Origin of the sequence: Wenyingzhuangia sp. 2_MG-2023, assembly GCF_030548295.1 — a bacterium.
Classification (GTDB): domain Bacteria; phylum Bacteroidota; class Bacteroidia; order Flavobacteriales; family Flavobacteriaceae; genus Wenyingzhuangia.
The window spans coordinates 137645-154398 of the sequence record NZ_JAUOSB010000005.1; the positions used below are offsets into that span (position 1 = coordinate 137645).

General features: G+C 32.6%; 12 protein-coding genes. 11 read left to right on the forward strand and 1 reads right to left on the reverse strand.

Translation table 11 applies throughout. From position 1 onward, the window contains the following. Nucleotides 1-14: 14 nt before the first annotated feature. The gene (locus Q4548_RS08155; RefSeq protein WP_303453541.1) at nt 15-1655 is read left to right on the forward strand and encodes a pyruvate dehydrogenase complex dihydrolipoamide acetyltransferase; all 1641 of its coding nucleotides are present in this window, start codon (nt 15-17) and stop codon (nt 1653-1655) included. A gap of 142 nt (nt 1656-1797) precedes the next feature. Then, on the forward strand, nt 1798-2808 hold the full coding sequence (locus Q4548_RS08160; RefSeq protein ID WP_303453543.1) for a TlpA disulfide reductase family protein: 1011 nt from the start codon (nt 1798-1800) through the stop codon (nt 2806-2808). 45 nt (nt 2809-2853) lie between these two features. On the opposite strand, the gene Q4548_RS08165 is transcribed toward Q4548_RS08160, so the two are convergent. After that, nucleotides 2854-3858 carry a lipid A deacylase LpxR family protein gene (locus tag Q4548_RS08165; protein ID WP_303453546.1) on the reverse strand — a complete coding sequence of 335 codons (1005 nt, stop codon included), beginning with the start codon at nt 3856-3858 and terminating at the stop codon, nt 2854-2856. 245 nt (nt 3859-4103) lie between these two features. Here Q4548_RS08165 and fumC point away from each other — a divergent pair, with 245 nt between their 5' ends. From fumC to uvrA, 9 genes are all read left to right on the forward strand, one after another. Beyond that, complete coding sequence (fumC, locus tag Q4548_RS08170) at nt 4104-5501, forward strand: class II fumarate hydratase (protein WP_303453548.1); 1398 nt, start codon at nt 4104-4106, stop codon at nt 5499-5501. Between the two features lie 136 nt (nt 5502-5637). Next, a complete protein-coding gene (locus Q4548_RS08175) occupies nt 5638-6144 on the forward strand; it encodes a hypothetical protein (protein WP_303453550.1) in 507 nt (168 codons plus the stop codon). Between the two features lie 116 nt (nt 6145-6260). Then, the gene (locus tag Q4548_RS08180; RefSeq protein ID WP_303453552.1) at nt 6261-6707 is read left to right on the forward strand and encodes a YhcH/YjgK/YiaL family protein; all 447 of its coding nucleotides are present in this window, start codon (nt 6261-6263) and stop codon (nt 6705-6707) included. Between the two features lie 242 nt (nt 6708-6949). Further along, complete coding sequence (locus Q4548_RS08185; RefSeq protein ID WP_303453554.1) at nt 6950-8395, forward strand: RimK family protein; 1446 nt, start codon at nt 6950-6952, stop codon at nt 8393-8395. Between the two features lies 1 nt (nt 8396). Continuing rightward, nucleotides 8397-9623, forward strand: coding sequence for a glutamate-cysteine ligase family protein (locus Q4548_RS08190; protein ID WP_303453556.1), 1227 nt, complete (start codon nt 8397-8399; stop codon nt 9621-9623). A gap of 6 nt (nt 9624-9629) precedes the next feature. Further along, the gene (locus Q4548_RS08195) at nt 9630-10322 is read left to right on the forward strand and encodes an N-formylglutamate amidohydrolase (RefSeq protein ID WP_303453558.1); all 693 of its coding nucleotides are present in this window, start codon (nt 9630-9632) and stop codon (nt 10320-10322) included. 127 nt (nt 10323-10449) lie between these two features. Further along, nucleotides 10450-12693: an ATP-binding protein gene (locus tag Q4548_RS08200; protein ID WP_303453560.1), complete on the forward strand. Its 2244-nt coding sequence runs from the start codon at nt 10450-10452 to the stop codon at nt 12691-12693. Nucleotides 12694-12816: 123 nt separating this feature from the next. Continuing rightward, the gene (locus tag Q4548_RS08205; protein ID WP_303453562.1) at nt 12817-13686 is read left to right on the forward strand and encodes a glycosyl hydrolase; all 870 of its coding nucleotides are present in this window, start codon (nt 12817-12819) and stop codon (nt 13684-13686) included. Between the two features lie 171 nt (nt 13687-13857). Next, entirely contained in the window at nt 13858-16677 is a 2820-nt protein-coding gene (gene uvrA / locus Q4548_RS08210; protein ID WP_303453564.1) for an excinuclease ABC subunit UvrA, read from the forward strand. Nucleotides 16678-16754 lie beyond the last annotated feature (77 nt).

Sequence of the window (16754 nt, forward strand, 5' to 3'; positions counted from 1 at the left end):
AAGAACAAAAAAATATGGCTACAATAGTTACAATGCCTCGTTTGAGTGATACTATGACTGAAGGAACAGTTGCTCAATGGCTTAAAAAAGTAGGTGATAAAATAGAAGAAGGAGACATTTTGGCAGAAATCGAAACAGACAAAGCTACTATGGAATTTGAGTCTTTTAACGAAGGTACTTTATTACACATTGGATTACAAGAAGGTGATACCGCTCCTGTTGATAGTTTGTTAGCTATTATTGGTGAAGAAGGTGAAGATATTTCAGGATTGTTAGATGGTGAAGCTCCTGCTTCTGAAGAAGAAGCTCCTGCCACTGAAGCTCCTGCACAAGAAGAAACCGCAGCACCTGCTGCTAAAGAAGAGGCTGCTATTCCTGAGGGCGTAACTATCGTTACAATGCCTCGTTTGAGTGATACGATGACAGACGGTACCGTTGCATCTTGGTTGAAAAAAGTAGGTGACACTGTTGCTGAAGGTGATATTTTAGCTGAAATAGAAACTGACAAAGCAACCATGGAGTTTGAATCTTTTAACGAAGGAACTCTATTATATATTGGATTGCAAGAAGGAGAAACTGCTCCTGTAGATAGTTTGTTAGCTATTATTGGTGAAGCTGGAACTGATGTTTCTGGTGTTGCAGAAAACTTTGATAAGTCTGGTGCTTCTGCATCTGCTCCAAAAGAAGAAGCTCCTAAGACTAAAGCTGAGAAAGCTGCTCCTGCTAAAAAAGAAGCACCTAAGGCTGCTGCCCCAACTGCTACTAAAAAAGTAAGTGCTATCAATTCAGAAAACGGACGTATTGTTGCTTCTCCTTTGGCTAAAGCATTGGCTGAAGAAAAAGGAATCAACTTGGCAAAAGTTGTAGGAACTGGTGAAGGTGGAAGAATTGTAAAGGTAGATATTGAAAATTATGTACCTGCTGTTGAAGTTGCTACTCCTGCTCCAACTGTAGCGGCTGCTCCTGCTGGAGAAATTTCTCAAAAAGAAGAAAAAAACTCTAACATGCGTAAAGCAATTGCTAGAGCTTTGGACAAATCTCAAACTGAAAACGTAAACTTTACCATCAGTTTAGATGTTGATATGGATAACGCAATGGCTTCTAGAGCAATCATAAATCAATTGCCAGACACCAAAGTTTCTTTCAACGATTTAGTAGTTAAAGCTTGTGCTATGGCCTTGAAACAACATCCACAAATCAATACAGAATGGACTGTTGAAAAAACCATTTACAACGAGCATATTTCTGTTGGTGTAGCTGTTGCTATAGAAGATGGATTGGTAGTTCCTGTAATTCCTTTTACAGACACATTGAGTTTGACTCAAATTGGTGCTAAAGTAAAAGAAATGGCAATCAAAGCAAAAACTAAAAAATTGACTCCTGCAGAAATGTCTGGAAGTACTTTTACCGTTTCTAACTTAGGAATGTTTGGAGTAGACAACTTTACTTCTATCATTAACCAACCAAACTCTGCTATTTTATCTGTAGGGGGAATCAAACAAAAGCCTGTTGTTAAAAACGGAGAAATTGTTGTAGGTAACGTGATGAACTTAACATTGTCTTGTGACCACAGAACTATTGACGGTGCTGTTGGTGCTGCTTTCATCAATACATTAAAACAATATATTGAGAATCCTGTTACTATGATTGCTTAAGCAATTTTACTTATATTATATACAACACCTCTGTACTCACAGAGGTGTTTTTTTATATCTTAGATTTATCATATAAAACATTTATTTTGGCTCGATATATGATATAAAAACGAAAAATATATTTTTTAATAGAACACAAAATATGAATCACTTAAAAAGAATTTTTATAGCAAGTTTAACCTTGTTGACCATAGCATGTAACAATACTCCTAAACAAGCTAGTATTGAAGGAAGCATACAAAACTTGCCAGAAAACGTTACTGAAATCATCATCAGAACTCAAGAGGGAATCCAAAATATTCCTGTAAAAAACGGTCAATTTAAGGACTCTATCAACTACAAAGGAGAGTATGCTTTTCTTCAAATAGGTAGAGAAGGTAAAATGTTGTTCTTAGATGAAGATACTCAGTTAAAAATAGTTGCCGATGCAAACGACCTAAACAAGTCTATTGAATATTCTGGAAATGGTGAAAAAGAAAGCAATTATCTAAAAGCAAAAGAGAATATCACCGAAGAGTTATTCACTAAAATAGAGAGTCTAAATACTCTAGAAGAGAGTGCTTTTAATAATTATGTAAATGATATAACTTCTCGTATTGAGACCTTGATAAATGAATACGATGGTATGAATCCAACCTTGGTAGAAAAAGAAAAAGAAATGGCTACGCTACTGGGAGACAAACTACAAGAGCAATACAAATTAGCTAACAGAACTAAAGTTTCTCTAGAAACAGGTACTCCTTCTCCTGAATTCAACAATTTAGAAAATTACAACGGAGGAACTACTTCTTTAAAAGACTTAAAAGGAAGTTATGTATATATTGATATTTGGGCTACTTGGTGTCCTCCATGTATTGCTGAAATTCCTTACTTAAAACAGATAGAAGAAAAATTCCATAGCAAAAACATCAAATTTGTAAGTCTTTCTATTGACAATGATGGAGCAAAAGAGAAATGGAAAACCATGATCAAAGAAAAAGAAATGGGAGGAATTCAATTATTTAATAACAAAAATGATTTGTTTGTAAATGATTATCAGGTTACAGGAATTCCAAGATTTATTTTAATAGACAAAGAGGGGAATATTATGGATGCCAATGCTCCAAGGCCTTCTAACCCTGAATTGAGTAAAACACTCGAAAAACTTTTTTAACACCGCCTAAAATGATCTTGAATAAAATTCAAGATCATTTTTTTTTTAGAATCTAAATCCCAATCCAAAACCACCCCACCAATGAGAACTTTTACCGTAGCTGTATTCTTGTGTTCTTCTGGTCAACGTATACTTAAGCACCAATACGTCTTTAATGTTTAAATTAACCCCAAGATTCATATCAAACAACAAGCTTCTAATTTTATCCCTATCTATGGTGTAAACAGAATGATCTGAGAACAATGCTCCTTGAAGTGTTGCATTGTATATATTCCATCGTAAACCTGGTTCTATAAAAAGATTGAACCTAGTTTTGTTTTTCTTAAAATTTTTAAAGGCTACTATTTCGTTAAAATTTAAAGCTGAACTTGTATAGTTGATGTTAAAAAAAGACAACTGAGCACCTAAGTAAATATCCGTTGTATAATTTCCAAAATTTGTTGAAGCTCTTACAGATGGAATGACAAAATTTCCTGAAACCAAATCATTAAACGCATACAAGTAATCCAATTTGTAATTGATAGCCAAATGCCCTCCATTTTCTATTTGATTTCCCCACCCTTGTGGTATCGGTCTGTCAGAATTTATGAATTTTGCTTGATGAATATATTCTTGTGCTTTTTCTGCTAAAGACAACCCTAAAGCTCCAATAGAAAACTCTGAATAAAACGCAGTATTTTTAAACAATTGTGTTTTTCCTAAACTCAAAAAAGTATAAGAAGCATAAGGTCTATCATCTCTTAAAACTTCTTTTGCAGCTATATTACGAGGTGTAAAAGATTGAAAACCAAAATTTATATGATTGTAAAACTTTGAATTTTCTGCATTGAACCTAAAAAAAGGTTGCCAAAATTTAAATTCCCTCATCACCAAATCAATTCTCAAACCCGCAGTGTAGTTGTCATCTTCATTTTTAGGAGCAAAAAAGGCATCATTTTCATGATAAAACGATGCTTGTTTTACAAATGATTCTTTTTCTTTTTGTGAAAAAACACTGATTGTTGTTGTTAATAAAATAAAAAATACAATCCTTTTAAAGGAATATGTCATATATCAGTGGATTAATTACACTATTAAAATTTATTTCTGCCAGATCAACCTTATATTGATGATCCTTAATTTAAATATACAAAGGAGTTCGTTATCATCAACTTATTTTTTTGTTAAATACTCATGACAAAACCTTTCTTTCGTGTAATCTTTCGAGATTCTTTTATTTTATGAGATGAATCATTTTTCTAGTTTTGGGTTTCTCTTATCTTTGGGAACGTTAAACAGAAATAAAAATAAATCAAATGAAATATCGTATAGAAAAAGATACTATGGGAGAGGTAAAAGTACCTGCTGACAAGTATTGGGGAGCACAAACTGAAAGATCTAGAAATAATTTTAAAATTGGTCCTGCTGCAAGCATGCCTTTAGAAATTGTGTATGGATTTGCTTATTTAAAAAAAGCAGCAGCACATGCCAACTGTGATTTAGGAGTTTTACCTGAAGAAAAAAGAGATTTGATTTCTGCTGTGTGCGATGAAATTTTAACTGGTAAGCACGATGCTCAATTTCCTTTGGTCGTTTGGCAAACAGGTTCTGGAACACAGTCTAACATGAACGCTAACGAAGTAATTGCCAACCGTGCTCAAGAATTGGCTGGTGGAATTATTGGAGAAGGAGAAAAAGCCATTCAACCAAATGACGATGTAAACAAATCTCAATCTTCTAACGATACATTCCCCACAGGAATGCACATTGCTGCTTACAAAATTATTGTAGAAACTACCATTCCTGGAATTGAGCAATTGCGTGATACTTTACAAGCAAAATCAGAAGCTTTTAAAGACGTTGTAAAAATTGGACGTACCCACTTAATGGATGCAACTCCACTTACAATTGGTCAAGAATTTTCTGGATATGTATCGCAATTAAACCATGGTTTAAAAGCTTTAAAAAACACAATGGCTCACTTAGCTGAATTAGCTCTAGGGGGAACTGCTGTTGGTACAGGACTAAACACTCCTGCAGGTTACGATGTATTGGTAGCCCAAAAGATTGCTGAATTTACGGGATTGCCATTTGTAACTGCTGAAAATAAATTTGAAGCTCTAGCTGCTCACGATGCTTTGGTAGAAACTCACGGTGCTCTAAAACAGATTGCAGTATCTTTAAATAAAATTGCAAATGACATTCGCTTAATGGCTTCTGGACCTCGTTCAGGAATTGGAGAATTGATCATTCCTGCTAACGAACCAGGTTCTTCTATCATGCCTGGAAAAGTAAATCCAACGCAATGTGAAGCGATTACTATGGTAGCTGCACAAGTAATGGGGAACGATGTTGCTATTGGTGTTGGTGGATTGCAAGGACATTATGAATTAAACGTTTTTAAACCTGTAATGGCTAAAAACCTAATTGAATCTGCTCGTTTGATAGGAGATGCTTGTGTGTCTTTTGATGAACACTGTGCCGTAGGTATTGAACCTAATTATCCTGTAATTGAAAAATTACTGAACAACTCTTTGATGTTGGTAACCGCATTGAATACAAAAATTGGATATTACAAAGCTGCTGAAATTGCAAATACAGCACATGCAAACGGAACTACTTTAAAAGAAGAAGCTGTACGTTTAGGTTATGTAACCCCAGAACAATATGATGAATGGGTTAAACCAGAAAACATGATTGGTTCTTTAAAATAACAGACTCAACTTTATATAGTTAAAAACCGTTATTCTCTAGGATAACGGTTTTTTTATTTGATTTTTTCTGAATTAAAAATGAGAAAGAAAATAAAGCACTAAATTTAAAACAATGTAATACATTAAATCAATTGCTATGAAAATCATGCTTTTTTATTTTTTCACTCTCTCAAGTTTTTCATTTTTCAGTCAAAGTAAATTTCCCGATTGGGACAAAAACTACATTTTAAAAAACCTTAATACGGTACTTTCAGAAGAAATTAATTATTCTAAAAAGATTCAGAAAGACACTACAGCGGTTATGTATTATATAGCTGCAACCAAAATTAGATTCTTGTCCAAATTCACAGGGAATGTCCGAAAAATCAATCAAAATAATATTGATTCTATGGATCGCGTTTTTATGACCAAGTTTGGCAAGAAAAATTTTACCAAAACTATTGTAGATCATGAATATGAATTTGTTGCAAATGACACAAAAATATGGATGCCCATTCAAAAAGTATTAGAAGATGATTTTTTAAAAGAAATCAACAAAAACGCACCCGTATTGTTATACACGCTTCACTTAAATGAGCACACTTCTGAAAGACAACTATTCAATCATTTTTTAATTTCAGAATTCTCTAAAGATTGGCAATAAAACTTTTTTTTAATCACCAATAGTTCAAAAACCTTATTTTAAAAATTAAAAGAAATCAGATTTTCTTTTTAAACATTATTTTTGGTACAACTTTAACCTCAACACGAACAATAGACATGGTCTTAGACAAAATAGAAAACTACAAATTGTATTACGGTTTGAGCGAAAGAATCGCACAAGCTTTTGACTACGTAAACACTACAGATTTGGCAAACATTCCTGAAGGAAAATATGAAATTGATGGAGACAACGTTTTTGCCATTGTAATGGAATATGATACCAAAAACCCTAATGATTGCAAATGCGAAGGACATCACAAACACATCGACTTGCAATACATCATTTCTGGAACTGAATATGTTGGAATCACAACACTAACAGATCAAAAACCAATTAGTGAAGACCCCGAAAAAGACTTGGATTTTTACAATACTAGTTGTTCTTTGGTAAAATTTGAAACAGGAGTTTTCACGCTATTCTTTCCAGATGACTTGCACATGCCAAGCGTCTTTTTAAACAAGCCAGAAAGCGTAAAAAAAGTAGTGGTAAAAATTAAAATCTAACTTTTTAAGTTCAAAGCACAAGTACATTACTTGTGCTTTTTTGTTACCTCCTACCACTCCTCAATATAACTTTGTATTGTTTTTTAATCCATTCGCTATTCTCATCATAAAAGATTTCTTCTTTAAAATACGCTAGTGATCGATGGTTTTAAAAAAAATATCTGAATGTTAATTTTTCTTTAAATCGTATTATTTTTTCATATACATTTACTAAAAAATTTAAGCATGACAGCTACCATTCAATGAACAAATACATTGTTGTAAATCAACCTGAAAAATGGAATTTTTCGATTGACACAATCAACGTAATCACTCCGCAAGAGTACCTTACCAACCCAGAATATGCTCTGATTAAAAAGACTAGAATTTTTAATCTTTGTAAAGATTACAGTTATCAATCTAAAGGGTATTATGTATCTCTTTTAGCCGAAGCTAGAGGACATTTAGTCTCTCCAACTGTTAAAAACTTAGTAGATTTAAACACTTTAAAAATCGTTAAGATTTTATCTGAAGAGTTTGACAATGTCATTCAACAAAGTTTGAAAAATATCAAGTCTCAAGAATTTACATTGAGTGTGTATTTTGGACAAAACGTAGCACAAAAATACAAGGAATTGAGTAGCTTATTTTACAAGCATTTTCAAGTTCCGTTGGTTCGTGTCAATTTTGTATTCAACCACAAATGGCAGGTAAAAAACATCAAAGCTATTTCTGAGGCAGAAATCCCAATGGAACACATAGAGAGTGTAAAATTATTTGCCAATCAATATTTTTCTAAAAAAAGATACGACAAACCTAAATTGATCAAATACAATTTTGATTTGGCTATTTTGATAAATCCTAATGATCCTGCACCTCCGAGTAACAGCAAAGCCTTAAAAAAGTTTATGGAAATTGCTGAAAAAATGCACATCTATACTGAAATTATCCAGCCTAAAGATTTATCTAAACTAACCTCTTTTGATGCGTTATTTATTAGACAAAGTACCGAAGTGAACAACGAAGCATATATGTTTGCCCGTAAGGCACAACAAGAGTCTATTGCTATTGTAGATTACCCAGATGCAATTTTAAAATGTTGCAACAAAGTGTACATGGCGGAGGCTTTGCAAAATGCAAACATCCATACTCCTAAAACAGTAATCATTCATAGTGAGAATCAAGAAAGTGCAATTGAAAACATCGGATTTCCTTGTGTATTAAAAGCTCCAGACTCAACCTTTTCTTTTGGTGTAAAAAAAGCCACTTCTAGAAAAGAATATGATCTTATGGTGGGCGATATGCTAAAAGAATCTGATTTGATTATTGCTCAAGAATTTTGCCCATCTGATTACGACTGGAGAATTGGAATACTTGACGGAGAACCTTTTTATGCCTGTAAATATTACATGGCAAAAGGACATTGGCAAATTTACAACTGGAGCGCTAAAAAGAAAAAAGAACAAGACGGACTTTCAGAATGTTTATCTATAGAAAAAGTGCCTAAAAAAGTCATCAATATGGCTGTAAAATCTGCCAAATTAATGGGAGACGGCTTGTACGGAATAGACATAAAAGTGTTTCAAAATGAACCTATGGTCATAGAAATTAACGACAACCCAAACATAGATGTAGGTGTTGAGGATGAGTATTATGGAGATTTGATTTACACAAAAATTTTAACCGCTTTTAAAAATAGATTGAAATAAAATGAGTGCTAATTATCATTTATTTGAAGTATTTGGTATAGAACTAGAATACATGCTTGTTGATACTACTACAATGAACGTGAGTCCAAAAGTAGCAGAATTATTGACAGCAAAAAACGGAGTTTTAATAGACGATATAGAAAATGGTGCCATTGGTTGGAGCAACGAATTGGTAGCACATGTGGTAGAAATTAAAACCAACGGACCTACCGATGAGTTAAATAGTCTGGCAGAAACTTTTCATCAAAACATTTGTGAAATCAACAATTTGCTAAAATCTTTAAATAGTAAATTATTGGGTACTGCTTGTCATCCTCTAATGAACCCTTTTGAAGAAACCAAATTGTGGCAACACGGTTCTAATGAAATTTACGAATTGTACAACCAAATTTTTGATTGTAAAGGACACGGATGGAGCAATTTACAAAGCATGCACATCAACCTTCCTTTTTACGATGACGAAGAATTTGAAAAACTACATGCTGCCATTCGTATTGTATTGCCTATTTTGCCTGGTTTGTGTGCAAGTTCACCTATTTTAGATGGAAAAATTACAGGATTTAAAGACAGCCGATTGGAACAATACAAAACCAATCAGAAAGAAATTCCTGTTATTGCCGGAAAAGTAATTCCAGAACAAGTTTTTAGCAAAGAAGCTTATGAAAAAGGCATCTACACTCCTATTCAAAAAGCCATTGAACCTTTTAACGAAGATGGAATTTTAGATTATCATTTTGTCAACTCAAGAGGTGCCATTGCCAGATTTGATAGAGATGCTATTGAAATTAGAGTTATTGATATTCAAGAATGTCCCAAAGCGGATATTGCTATTGCGGTCTTTGTGATTGAAGTTTTAAAATTGTTAGTATCCAATCTTTTTACAGATTTAAATTCTCAAAAAGATTGGCATCAAAACGAATTATCTTATATCTTAGATAGTTGTATAAAATATGGTGAAAATTACGAAATCACCAATTTTGGATATTTAGAAGAACTGGGCTTAGGAGACCATTGTTTGGTACAAGATGTTTGGAAACATTTATACGAACAAACCAAGAACAACATAGCTCCACATTATAGAGAAGCTATAGAAATTATATTAAACAAAGGAACATTGTCTACCAGAATTGAGACTGCTTTGCAACATGATTTTTCCGAAGAAAACATAAAAAAAGTTTATCTCAATTTGGGAGAGTGTTTAACGCAAAACATTTTATTTGACATCTAATATTGCATGAAGCTTATTCTTTCTTGTGAACATGGAGGCAACAAAATTCCTCTAGCTTACGACTCACTTTTTCAAAAACACGAAACGGTGTTAAAAACACATAGAGGTTATGACCCTGGTGCTTTAGATTTACACAATTTTCTAAAACCACTTGCTTATTTTCATAAAAGTAATGAAGTAAGCAGGTTGTTGATAGAATTGAATCGATCTTTACATCATCCGGCATTGTTTTCAGAATACTCTAAATGTTTAACCAAAGAACAGAAACAGCTTTTAATTCAGCAATACTACGTTATTTATAGGGATAAGATAGCCCAACAAATTGCTTGTCAATCACAATGCCATCAAAAAATACTTCATTTATCCGTACACACATTTACACCTATTTTTAAAGGAGTTACACGTAAGTGTGATATAGGATTGTTATACGACCCCTCTAAAACGATAGAAAAAAATATAGCTATACAGCTAAAAGCAGCACTAAAAAAAAGGGCTCCAGAACTAAATGTTCGTTTCAACTATCCATATAAAGGGACTAGTGATGGTTTTACAAAAACGCTTCGTACTCAATTTACAGAAAGGTATGCTGGAATAGAATTGGAAGTAAATCATAAATTTTCGTCTCAAAACAAAATGAACGAAGCTATTAAAAAAGTTATTTATAAATCCCTAAAACAAGTTTTAGATCAACACCACTAACAAAACATGCTAAAAGAATTCATTATCTATGATCTAAAGCACTATTTATCAAGATTAAAAAACATCTTTTTTTCCTCGAAAACATATTAAAAACAATTATCTTCCTAAAAGAAAAAAAAGCTAATAAATGATTGATCAGGAAAACCCAAGATTTCTCTTATTTTCAAAATACACACAACGATCTTTCCTATTAACAATTCTTTTAATAATTGCTACAACTTTGTTTTACAACAAAGAAGTTAAAAGCGCTATAAAACACTTAAAAGACGAAGAAAAAAGTAAGTTATTATTACAAGTTAATGAAATAAAAAATGACTTTGTCTATGTACAAAGAGATGTTTTGTTACTTGCTGATCTTATTTCAACCAGTAGTTATACATCTTGTGAAAATGGTAAATCATTAACATCTCTAAGAACTGAAATTACCCAATACCTAAAACGAAAAAAAATATACGATCAAATTAGAATTCTAGATACCAATGGTGTTGAAATTTTAAGATGTGAATACAATAGAGAGCATCCTAAATTTACACCCGATAGTTTATTACAAGACAAATCTAACCGATATTATTTTAAAGAAATTTCAAAATTAAAAAACGAAGATATTTATTTTTCTAAGTTTGATTTGAATATTGAAAATGGAATGATTGAAAAACCTAACAAACAAATTTTAAGAGTTGGGAGCAAAATATACGGTTGCGATAAAAGATATGCAGGTATTTTAATTGTAAATTACTTAGGAAATCCTCTGGTAAAAAGAATTGAAGAACTAAACCAACAGCAGTTGGGTGATTTTTATTTGGTTGACAACGATGGATTTTACTTAATGTCTCCAAATCAAGAAGACAATTGGGGCTTTATGTTTCCAGATAAACTTGACAAAACGTTTTCAAACCACCACCCTTTTTCTTGGGAAACTATCAACAATCAAAACAGCGGACAAACAGAGACCAAGGATGGAATTTTTACTTTTTTTACACTAAACTTTAAACAAATTGTAAACAAACACGAAAATGATTTTATTCAGTTTTTTTCTAGTAATGATTACTGGAAAATTATATCATATGTTTCTTACGATAAAATTGCTGCACTAAAAGCTCAAATTCGTTCACATTTTTACATCCCTACCTTTTTTCTTTTTGCATTAATTCTCTTATTAACCAGAGTTTCTATCTATGCAAAAGAAAAAGAACAAAAAGCTAAAGAAGAAATACAAAAACTAGCTTCCGTTGTAAAAAACAGCAACAACTGTATTTTAATTACAGATACTCAAGCAAGAGTAGAGTGGATCAATCCTGCTTTAGAAAAACTATTAGGAAAACCTTTATCTACCATCAAAGGACAAGATTTTAGAAGACATTTTGTGAATCGTAAAAATTCTAGAGCTACATTAGAAAAACTTAACAACATTATTAAAAACAAACGAAGTGGTAAGGTTGAACTTCTGAATTATTTTCAAGAAAACATTGAAAATTGGCAATCTACACAAATCAAACTAATAAATACAGTTCAAAAAAACGAGGCCGAAAAAATTATATTTGTAGGTACAGATGTTACTGACCTTAAAAACAAAGAAAAAGAAATTACCCAATTGAATAACAACCTAGAGGAAATTGTAAAAAATAGAACTTTAGAACTTCGTGAATCTTTAGAACGTGAAAAAAAATTGAATAAAATAAAAAGTGATTTTATATCTATGGCTTCTCATGAATTGCGAACCCCGCTAGGAATCATTCTTTCTAGCGCTAATCTTGCTGAAAGATATAGTGAGAATCATCAAGAAGACAAAAGAGAAAAACATTTTAATAGAATACGAACATCTGTACAAGACCTAGTAGAAACTCTTAATTTTTTCTTGAATTCTGGAAAGTTGGAAAATGACATAGAAGATTCAGAAAACAATACTTTTAACCTAGAAAATTTTCTAAATGACTTACTAAAACAATTTGAAGAAATTCTAAAAAAAAATCAAAACATCAACTTTATTCACAAAGATGTTGAACATATTGTTACAAATAAAAAAATACTTAAAAACATTATGCTCAATCTTATGTCTAATGCTATTAAATATTCGGAAAAAGACATTATGTTACTTGTTGAAGAAATTGATGGAAAAATTTCTATCAAAGTTCAAGATCATGGTATTGGAGTTCCCAAAGCACAACAAAACAAAATATTTTCAAAGTTTTTTAGAGCAGAAAACACAGAAAACATACAAGGTACTGGGCTTGGACTTAATATTGTAAAACACTATGTAGAATTGATTAATGGTACCATTAGTTTTGTTAGTGAAGAAAATATTGGAACAACCTTTACCATTTTATTACCTAAAAACAGACTGATGGTTGATGATCATAAACCTGAGATATAGTACATCTCAAATGTGCTTTCTAAGAATATTCATCATTTGTGGTAGAATGTAAAACACTGTGCACCCTAGCCCAAATAAATCAACAATATATTCGTGATACTATTCACTCACTTATTCTATTGTATGAAAAAATTAATTTTAGTAGTTGCTAGTTTTTTGTTAGTTACACAAAAAAATCAAGCTCAAACATCTCCTTATTTTGCAACTGGAACAGATCCAAAACCGACACATAAAAAGTGGGTACCTGTTGAAAACATGTCAGACAATTTTGATGAAAAAAAATTAGACGAAAAAAAATGGCAAAAAAATCCTATCGGAAATGGTTGGATGTGGGATGGACGACCACCTGGTTTGTTTAGAGAAGAAAATGTAAAAGTTAAAAACGGTTCTCTTAATGTAACCGTTAGTCAACTCAAAAAAACAGTTGTAAAAAACAACAAAACTTTTAACTACCAAGGTGCTATTGTAAGATCTATACACCCTGCAAAAGTAGGCTATTATATAGAGTGTAAAATGAAAGCCAATGCAACCGTAATGTCTTCTACTTTTTGGCTGATGACCAAATACGACTGTGAAAAAAAAGAAGAATTAGACATTCAAGAATGCGTGGGTAGATTAACTGATAAAACCGAAGATTGGGCAAAAAATTGGGATGAAATTTATCATTCTAACGCAATACACAGAACCACTGATTGTCATCCCAAAAGTGAACGTGTACAAAAAATGGTCTTAACCGAAACAAAAAATCATGAACGCTTTTACGTATATGGTGCTTGGTGGAAATCACCAACAGAAATTCTATTCTTTTTAGATGGTAAATACACTTATACGCTCAATCCAACTGTGGAATGGGACATGCCAGCTTTTATACAAATGGCTATTGAAACCTACGATTGGAATCCTGTACCAGAAGATGGTGGTTTGGTAAAAAGTGGTACCAAAGAACAACGAACTACACAATACGATTGGGTTCGTACTTGGAAACTAAACTAGAGCGTATTAAAAACACAAACAATTATATTTGTTTGAAACAAAAAAGAGAAACCTGAGGTTTCTCTTTTTTTTTGCTCCTTATCTAAAATATGTATTCTTAAAAGCAAAGAAACTCTCACACCTTCAAAATACTAGCAAAAAATCTTAACTTCGTCTTTTTGCAAAAAACACATGGCAACAAACGAATACATAGAAGTATTGGGAGCTAGAGCCCATAATTTAAAAAATATTGATGTAAAAATACCACGAGATAAACTTGTGGTTATCACAGGATTGAGTGGTAGTGGAAAATCTTCTTTGGCTTTTGACACCATTTATGCTGAAGGACAAAGACGATACATTGAAACTTTTTCTGCTTATGCTCGTCAGTTTTTAGGAGGATTGGAAAGACCTGATGTGGATAAAATTGATGGACTTTCTCCCGTAATTGCCATTGAACAAAAAACGACCAACAAGAGTCCTCGTTCTACTGTTGGAACTATTACGGAAATTTATGACTTTTTACGTTTGTTGTACGCTCGTGTTGCAGATGCGTACTCTTACAACACCAACGAAAAAATGGTGAGCTATTCCGACGAACAAATCAAACAATTAATTTTAGAAGATTTTGACGGAGAAAAAACCATGATTCTAGCTCCTGTGGTAAAATCTAGAAAAGGACATTATCGTGAACTTTTTGAGCAAATTGGAAAACAAGGATTTGGAAAAGTTCGTGTGGATGGTGAAATCTTGGAAGTTACCCAAGGAATGAAAGTAGATCGATACAAAACTCACGATATTGAAATTGTAATTGATAGACTCATCATCAATGCAGAGCAAGAAAAGCGATTGGAAGAAACTATCAAAACAGCCATGTATGCTGGTGATGGTGTTTTAATGGTTTTAAAATTTAACGAAAACAAACCTCGTTATTTTAGTAGAGCTTTAATGTGTCCTACAACTGGTATTTCTTATCCGTTACCAGAACCAAATTCATTCTCCTTCAACTCTCCAAAAGGTGCATGTCCAAAATGTAATGGATTAGGTAATGTAGCAGAAATTGATTTTAAAAAAGTAATTCCAGACGATAGTATTTCTATCAAAAAAGGAGGAATCATCCCTTTAGGTCCTCAAAAAAATTCTTGGATTTTTAAACAATTGCAAAGCATTGCCAGTGCTTTTGAATTCAGTTTAGAAGATCCTATCCATAAAATTCCTAAGGAAGCTATGGACATGATTTTGAACGGAGGAAAAGAAAACATCAACGTTACCTCTAAAGTTGCTGGAATTACCAAAACTTATCAAATAGACTTTGAAGGAATTGTTTCTTTTATTGAAAATCAACACCAAAATACAGAGTCTAAAAGTATTCAACGCTGGGCAAAAGACTTTATGAACGATGTAATTTGTAGCGAATGTAACGGAAGTCGTTTGCGCAAAGAATCTCTTTATTTTAAAATTGATGGTTATGATTTAGGGAATTTAGCAGCAATGGACATAAGTGAGTTGGCTCATTGGTTTGACACTATTGATGATAAATTAAGTGACAAACAAAAAACAATTGGTTCCGAAATCACCAAAGAAATAAGAACTAGAATTCAATTTTTATTAGATGTTGGTTTGGAATATTTGACCATCAACCGAACGTCTAAATCATTGTCTGGTGGAGAAGCACAACGTATTAGACTGGCTACTCAAATTGGATCTCAGCTTGTCGGTGTTTTGTATATTTTAGATGAACCCAGTATTGGTTTACATCAAAGAGACAATGAAAAATTAATCAAATCTTTAGAACAATTACGAGATGTAGGAAACTCCGTTTTGGTGGTAGAGCATGACAAAGACATTATGGAACGTGCCGATCATGTAATTGATATCGGACCTGGTGCTGGTGTGCACGGTGGAGAAATTGTAAGTGAAGGTTCTTACGATTTGTTTGCCAAAGTAAACACTTTAACTGCTGATTATTTAACTGGAAGAAAAAAAATAAATCTTCCTGAAAAACGTAGAACAGGAAACGGAAAAGAATTGATTTTAAAAGGAGCTACCGGAAACAACCTAAAAAACGTAACCGCTCGTTTTCCTTTAGGAATGTTGATTTGTGTAACAGGAGTTTCTGGAAGTGGAAAATCTACATTAATCAACGGAACCCTTTACCCTATTTTAAATGCACATATTTACAATGGTGTTAAAAAACCTCAACCTTTTAAAAGCATTGAAGGCTTAGAACATATTGATAAAATAATTGATATAGACCAATCTCCTATTGGACGTACACCTAGATCTAACCCAGCTACGTACACCAAAACTTTTGACGAAATTAGAAGCCTATTTGCTCAAACACCAGAAGCTATGATTCGCGGTTACAAACCTGGACGTTTTTCTTTTAACGTAAAAGGGGGTAGATGTGAAACATGTGAAGGTGGTGGAATGCGTGTGATAGAAATGAATTTTTTACCAGACGTACATGTTGAATGTGAAACTTGTCAAGGAAAACGTTTCAATAGAGAAACATTGGAAATTCGCTACAAAGGAAAATCTATTTCTGATATTTTGGAAATGACCATCAACCAAGCAGTTCCTTTTTTTGAACACATTCCTAAAATTTTCAGAAAAATCAAAACCATTCAAGATGTTGGTTTAGGATACATTACACTAGGTCAACAATCCACAACCCTTTCTGGTGGAGAAGCGCAAAGAATAAAACTTGCTGCAGAACTTTCTAAAAGAGATACTGGAAATACATTCTATATTTTGGACGAACCTACTACTGGTTTGCATTTTGAAGACATTAGAGTGTTGATGTTAGTCATTCAAAAATTGGTTGACAAAGGAAATAGCGTTTTGGTGATAGAACACAATATGGATGTGATTAAATTGGCAGATTATATTATAGACATTGGTCCTGAAGGAGGAAAAGGTGGAGGAAAAATTGTTTGCGAAGGAACTCCTGAAGAAATTATTAAAAATAAAAAAAGCTACACTGCTAAATTCTTAAAAAAGGAACTTTAAACATTAAAAATTAACTATTTAAAAGATAAATCGAAACTAATTTTAGATCAAAAAAATCAAAAAGAAAACTCCAAAAC

Excerpts from the sequence above, each read along its gene's own strand:
- Q4548_RS08200 (WP_303453560.1), top strand. The coding sequence starts at position 10,450 with ATGATTGATCAGGAAAACCCAAGATTTCTCTTATTTTCAAAATACACA.
- Q4548_RS08180 (WP_303453552.1), top strand. The coding sequence starts at position 6,261 with ATGGTCTTAGACAAAATAGAAAACTACAAATTGTATTACGGTTTGAGC.
- Q4548_RS08165 (WP_303453546.1), bottom strand. The coding sequence starts at position 3,858 with ATGACATATTCCTTTAAAAGGATTGTATTTTTTATTTTATTAACAACA.
- Q4548_RS08185 (WP_303453554.1), top strand. The coding sequence starts at position 6,950 with ATGAACAAATACATTGTTGTAAATCAACCTGAAAAATGGAATTTTTCG.
- Q4548_RS08205 (WP_303453562.1), top strand. The coding sequence starts at position 12,817 with ATGAAAAAATTAATTTTAGTAGTTGCTAGTTTTTTGTTAGTTACACAA.
- Q4548_RS08160 (WP_303453543.1), top strand. The coding sequence starts at position 1,798 with ATGAATCACTTAAAAAGAATTTTTATAGCAAGTTTAACCTTGTTGACC.
- uvrA (WP_303453564.1), top strand. The coding sequence starts at position 13,858 with ATGGCAACAAACGAATACATAGAAGTATTGGGAGCTAGAGCCCATAAT.
- Q4548_RS08190 (WP_303453556.1), top strand. The coding sequence starts at position 8,397 with ATGAGTGCTAATTATCATTTATTTGAAGTATTTGGTATAGAACTAGAA.
- fumC (WP_303453548.1), top strand. The coding sequence starts at position 4,104 with ATGAAATATCGTATAGAAAAAGATACTATGGGAGAGGTAAAAGTACCT.
- Q4548_RS08195 (WP_303453558.1), top strand. The coding sequence starts at position 9,630 with ATGAAGCTTATTCTTTCTTGTGAACATGGAGGCAACAAAATTCCTCTA.
- Q4548_RS08155 (WP_303453541.1), top strand. The coding sequence starts at position 15 with ATGGCTACAATAGTTACAATGCCTCGTTTGAGTGATACTATGACTGAA.
- Q4548_RS08175 (WP_303453550.1), top strand. The coding sequence starts at position 5,638 with ATGAAAATCATGCTTTTTTATTTTTTCACTCTCTCAAGTTTTTCATTT.